Genomic DNA, 3,169 nt, shown 5'->3' on the forward strand with positions numbered 1-3,169 from the left:
AACAGATCATCAAGCTCATCCGGCCTGTTATAAACAGGAATTATAATGGAATATAAACGCATATCTTTTGTATAAAAAAGATTGAGGATACCCTCTACAGACGGTATCACTCAATCTTATCAAAAAAACTATAGCTTCAATAGAAATAAATATTATTGTACCAATAGCATACGTTTCGTTGAGATCAACTGTCCGTCTACTACCAAAGAATACATATACATACCTGCGACACCTAGATCAGAAAAGCTTACCATTATACTACCTTCTCCCCGGGTAGCGATATCGAATTTCTTAACTTGAGTTCCTTGCAAATTGCAAATAGAGATAAAAGCAGAACGTGCGGATGTAGGGATCGTAAAGGATATATTCGTGGTAGAATTAAACGGATTCGGCGTATTTTGATTCATTACCGCATTCGAGAGCAAAGACTTACTCGTCAAATTCTTGTTATTCTGCAAATCAGACAAATTAGCTTTTTCATCCAATTGCAATTCCAGTTGTTGGATAGTAGCGTCCAATTCTTTTACAGCCTGTACTAAAACGGGTATAACAGCCGTGTAATCCACCAAGCTATCACCTGTGGAACTTAACGTCACAATCTCTGGCATAACCTCAGCTACCTCCTGTGCCAAGAAACCAAAAGCTTTAGAAGGTACCGCTTCTGCTGATCTCAATTGCGATGTCTCACTTTTCCAATTGTAAGATACCGGTTTTAACCCCAATATGGTTCCTAATCCACTATTTAAGGGAGTGATATTGGTTTTCAACCGAGCATCCGAAGATTGATAAACCCCCTTTACTTCTATATAATTATACTGGGAGCTTTCTGAATCATAGAAAACGACCTTTCCTCCTGTTCCTGAGATACGAGGATTAGCGACCGCAACTTTTAATTTCAAAAATGTACCCGGATAATCACTCCCGTTATAATACAATTTTTGTCCCCACGTCTGTATGTTCGTGTACTGGGCTTGGACACTAAACGATACGAATAGGCATAGTATGCCTAATAAAGATACAGATCTTTTCATGATTTAAAGATTTAAGTTGATAATATCTATTTTAACACATCAAAATATCCAACCAAATAATTATTTCCTTTTGAGATAAATATCTTATAATCACCATTCAGCAAAAAATCTATAGAAATAGGATATTCTATCTCAGAAGAAACAGTTATGATGTCATTATAAAGTACATTTCCTTTTATATTTATAATTTTCACATTAAGTCCATCCAATAATTTATTAGAATGGATGTAAATATTATTTTCATCTATTGATAATGTAGGAGAAGATATTATAGAACGATCTTCCTCTTCTTCCCAAGATTGTTCAGTATCCTTCACTCTATTCGGATACACAACTGAAGAAACAAACATCAGAAATACTAATCCCAATATAAAACTTCTCTTTTTCATTATCTATTTTTATAAACAAAAATAGTCTCTATGAGAAATCTATAAGCAAAATAGGATTTACTTCTTATTTACTTTTTGTTTACAGCGATTAAGTTATTATAAATCAGCGATAAATTTATCCATCATTTCTGCGGTACCTTCTGTTCCATGAATCTTTTTATAGAGACGAATCCGGGATGCTGTTATTGCAGGAGTCGAGCGTCCAACTAACCTTGCAATGTCCTTCACGGGCATGGATATTTTTATCAAATAACAAATATGGAGTTCTAACTCTGAGATTTGCGGGTATAAAGCATATAATTGAGCGGTGAAATTTGAATAGGTTGTATCAATCTCTTTTCTCAACTCCTTCCAATCCTTATTCTGAATTTCCGTATCAGTATTATTACTTGTTTCATGAAATAACCGATAGACTTCGGATTTTCGAAAAGCTATTTCAAGCAAACTTTTTTCATTTTGAGAAGTAAGAATCTTTCGGTTTGATAGTTCTAATAATTCCTTTTGAGATTGCACAAGTTGCTTTTTAAAATTATCTCTTTGACACTCCGATTGCTGCAAAAGTTCCTCTAGATATGAAATTTTCTTATTATTATATTCAATACAATCCAAACTTTCCGCATATTGATTCTCTTTCAATAGACGTATTTTTTTCTCCTTTTCAATCGCTGCTTTTTTCTTCTTTTCTAACACATATATATAACATAGACTAAAGAAAATAATTAAAACAACAAATAATGCAAATTGATAATTGCGAATTTTTCTTTTTTCATTATCTATTTTCAATTGAACATTCTCCTTTTCTGTATGCTGATACTTATATAATGAGTTAACTTTTGCTACAGCTTCCGTTTTTGTTTGATTCTTAATTGAATCAGACAGTTCTATACATTTATACGCATAATTCAAGGCTAATTTACGGTCTCCTTCTTGGTTTTTTATTTTGGATAAGATTCTATACGTATTTTTTTTCATATAGATATTCCCATACTCATTTGCTTTCTCAAAATAATATAGAGCTGAATCTATTTGCTTATAACTTTCATATATACAACCTAATCCAAAATATATATTTGCTTGATTCTTCATACTTGAAACCTTACTGAACAAATCTTTAGCCAAATCATATTTTCCCATATCTATATAGATGCTACTCAATTCCCTTAGTACATTATCTATTCTCGATTGATCATTTAATAACAATGCCTTCTCATAAGCAGATTGATAGTAGTATATAGCACTGTCTGTATCTTGCTTGGCGTTATAGATCCGAGCAATATTCCTCAATGCGATCACCTCTCCTTTTCCTTTATCATACATCTTGTATTCATACGATTTCCTATAAGCTTCGAGAGCCTCATCATACAAACCTTGATATGCCAGTCGATATCCCATCTGCTCATAAACCCGTCCTAATATATCATATCGCTTACTATCTTTCCCTATGTCCGCAGCATCTTGAAAAGCTCTCACCGCTCTTGGGGCATCTCCCATATCCCGGTATGTACTTCCTAGATAATAATATGCCTCCATTAATTGATCTGGAGTCCCATAGTCCTCATAATACTGAACTATTGATTTAATCAAAGAGTCTGATTCATGAGGAATATACAGCTTATCTTTAGCTTTAATCTTAAGCAAAGCATGGTACATACGTATATTTTCCGGCTCATTCATGATTGAGCTATCCAAAGAGGAAAGACAGAGTAATGCGCTATCCGGATGCTCCCACATAACAGATTCCGCACGAGA

3 protein-coding genes are annotated in these 3,169 nt (G+C 33.7%); all 3 read right to left on the reverse strand.

All coding sequences use genetic code 11. The features are described from left to right. Positions 1-152: 152 nt before the first annotated feature. Positions 153-1,031 carry a tail fiber domain-containing protein gene (locus DWX33_RS22060; protein ID WP_005863685.1) on the reverse strand — a complete coding sequence of 293 codons (879 nt, stop codon included), beginning with the start codon at positions 1,029-1,031 and terminating at the stop codon, positions 153-155. Positions 1,032-1,057: 26 nt separating this feature from the next. Further along, positions 1,058-1,420 (reverse strand): DUF3244 domain-containing protein, encoded by a 363-nt coding sequence (locus DWX33_RS22065; protein WP_005863687.1) that lies wholly within the window; start codon positions 1,418-1,420, stop codon positions 1,058-1,060. 96 nt (positions 1,421-1,516) lie between these two features. Then, positions 1,517-3,169: lipopolysaccharide assembly protein LapB (locus DWX33_RS22070; protein ID WP_122381051.1), on the reverse strand; the 1,653-nt coding region annotated here is incomplete at its 5' end.

This window comes from Parabacteroides sp. AF19-14 (assembly GCF_003635485.1).
GTDB lineage: Bacteria > Bacteroidota > Bacteroidia > Bacteroidales > Tannerellaceae > Parabacteroides > Parabacteroides distasonis.